This is a genomic window from Nostoc sp. DedSLP03, from assembly GCF_034530815.1.
In the GTDB taxonomy this organism is placed as follows: Bacteria; Cyanobacteriota; Cyanobacteriia; order Cyanobacteriales; family Nostocaceae; genus Nostoc.
In genome coordinates, this window is the sequence record NZ_JAVRCK010000213.1 from 1 (window position 1) to 2,277 (window position 2,277).

General features: G+C 46.7%; 3 protein-coding genes. 1 reads left to right on the forward strand and 2 read right to left on the reverse strand.

The window, feature by feature from the left end:
• Together RM368_RS38280 and RM368_RS38285 are read right to left on the reverse strand one after the other, a co-directional pair.
• Window positions 1-970, reverse strand: a 970-nt coding sequence (locus RM368_RS38280; protein ID WP_322698898.1) for a hypothetical protein, incomplete at its 3' end; no start/stop codon positions are given.
• A gap of 1 nt (window position 971) precedes the next feature.
• Window positions 972-1,277 carry a glucose-6-phosphate dehydrogenase gene (locus tag RM368_RS38285; protein WP_322698899.1) on the reverse strand — a complete coding sequence of 102 codons (306 nt, stop codon included), beginning with the start codon at window positions 1,275-1,277 and terminating at the stop codon, window positions 972-974.
• Between the two features lie 220 nt (window positions 1,278-1,497).
• Here RM368_RS38285 and RM368_RS38290 point away from each other — a divergent pair, with 220 nt between their 5' ends.
• Window positions 1,498-2,079: a tyrosine-type recombinase/integrase gene (locus tag RM368_RS38290; RefSeq protein WP_322698900.1), complete on the forward strand. Its 582-nt coding sequence runs from the start codon at window positions 1,498-1,500 to the stop codon at window positions 2,077-2,079.
• Window positions 2,080-2,277: the final 198 nt, after the last annotated feature.

The following is a 2,277-nucleotide window of genomic DNA, read 5'->3' on the forward strand; positions in this document are numbered from 1 at the left end:
GATTATCTTCTAAATGAATATCGCTTATTGGCCCATAGACATCGGCATTCATTACCTGATTATCACCAGGCGCACCATTAAAGATAGTCTTCCAAGTACATCGCACAGAATAAAGCGCTCCCACGCCTTGACCACCAACAAATGGCGGGTAATTTGGCGTATTTGATTCCAGGTGCGCGGTAGTGGAGGGCAAATTTTGAGCAAATAGCCAATCAGAAAATAATGACGCTGCTGTACCACCAATCATGCTGCCGACAACGCCACCGATAGGCCCACCAATTGCAGTACCAACAATCGCACCAATGCCTGTACCAATTAAGCCAGCACCAGTACTAGTTACGGCTTGGGTGACAGATTGACCGACAACTAGCCGCGTACCAATGGACAGAGCAGCACCGACACCGGGTATGACAAGCCGCCCTGCCGCTTGGGGTAATGCTCTTGGTAAGGCACTAATTGCATTCCCTGCTGTTGTGGCGATCGCTTCACGAATAATCGCCGGGCGTGGTGTTGCAGTCGGTTCCACCAGGGAGTCGGCGCGTGCTGCTGTACCATTTAGGGTTGGCGGTGGTGCGCCTGTAGACGGCAGGGGCTGACGTTCCGGTGTCGATCGTTGTAACTGTGCTAACGGTGATTCCGCCTTTGGTGGCAGTAATTCCGGCGTATCTGTGCCATTTATACGATTAGCGATCGCCTGTCGCTGTGCCTGCTCTCGCCTTGTTATCTCAGCTTCTCTAGCGATTTCGGCTTGTTTTTCTTGTCTGAAGTACTCAGCATTTCGCGCTGTCTCTTCCTGCCACAAGCGTTTCTCAGATGCGATTTCACTTGCATTTTGTCTGTTTGCTTCTCGCACTGGTAGGGGTTTTGCAAGTGGTACCGCTGGCGCTGGACGCTCTAGCAATGCCCCATACATATCCGCGTCAGCGTAGTCCAAGGATGCAAATTGACGGGGGTTGATAGCGTCTGTCATCTTAATTTTGTTTAAACGAAGCAGGCAACGGGGTATTGCTCAACTGCTGAATATACGTCCAATTCTTGTTACTGCCACTAGCTTGATCGGGGGAAACCTCCAGGGAAAAACGAATGATCATGCGTGTCTTGGCATCCGCTCCCACCCAAAAATTATTGGCTTGGCAAGCACGCTCGGTATAACCAACACCTTCGATAACAGTCAATGTCGGATTGATGGTAAAAAGTGCCGATCCTAACCAGGCTGCAAGTTTTTCTAATGTGTCAATCTGAGATGGAATATCTGTTGCTGGATTAAATGCTGTCATTTGAAGAGATTTGGAAATAGTTACTCTTCTGTTTTATTAGCCAATAAAAAATAAGTAAATGTTCCACTTTTATGTAGAAGTGGTATATATCCTGGCGACGTGTATCCTTTGCTGGGAATAGGATTGAGCGAATATTTGCTAATAGTGAATATTTAGGAAATTCCACTTTTACCTCTGAACCAGGTAAAAGCGGAATATTATAAGTTTCTTTTTTATATCTATGCCAAAGAATAACAGAAAGGGAAAAGCCGCGGTCATCTCAGATAGTGAGTTTGTCAAAATCAAAAGACAAGTCAAAACCGATAAGTATAAATTACTAATGGATTTAGCCTGGTATACAGGTGAGCGCTGGGGGGCATTGGTTCAACTGAAAACTGAAGATGTTTACGATCGCAATGGCTTACCCAAAGACGTACTGATTTTTCCGGCAATGGTCAGAAAGCACAGACCTGATGGGACAGCTGAAACTGTGGAGATTCCAGTTCATGAAGCTTTGAAGGAATCTCTTCAAACATTTGAGCCTGATAACTCTGGGTGGCTTTTCCCTTCACGCTGCGGCACAAAACCAATTACCTGGCGGAACGCTTACGACATTCTCCAGCGGGCCACCCAAAAGGCAGGAATGACTACCAAGGGAATCTCAACTCACAGTACCCGCCGGAGCTTGGTAAACCGATTGCGGAAAAATTCTGTTGATAAGGATGTGATTCGCAAAATTACTGGACACCGCGATAACAAAGGGCTTGACCCTTATATCGATGTCGAACTTGATGAAGTCAAAAGCGCGATCGCTACTCTATGAACCCCAACCTCCTATTCCTCCAAATCGAGATATTCTTCGACCGCTTGCAGCACGGACATTACGATCATCCTCTGCTGCTGGCAATGGCATTGGAGAATCTTACTAACCAGGCATGGGACGAAGTTGACCAGCTGTACCCCAACTTAACGTGAGTTCGACGGGTTGAAAAAAGCCCAAAAAAAAGCTGAGACTAGAATT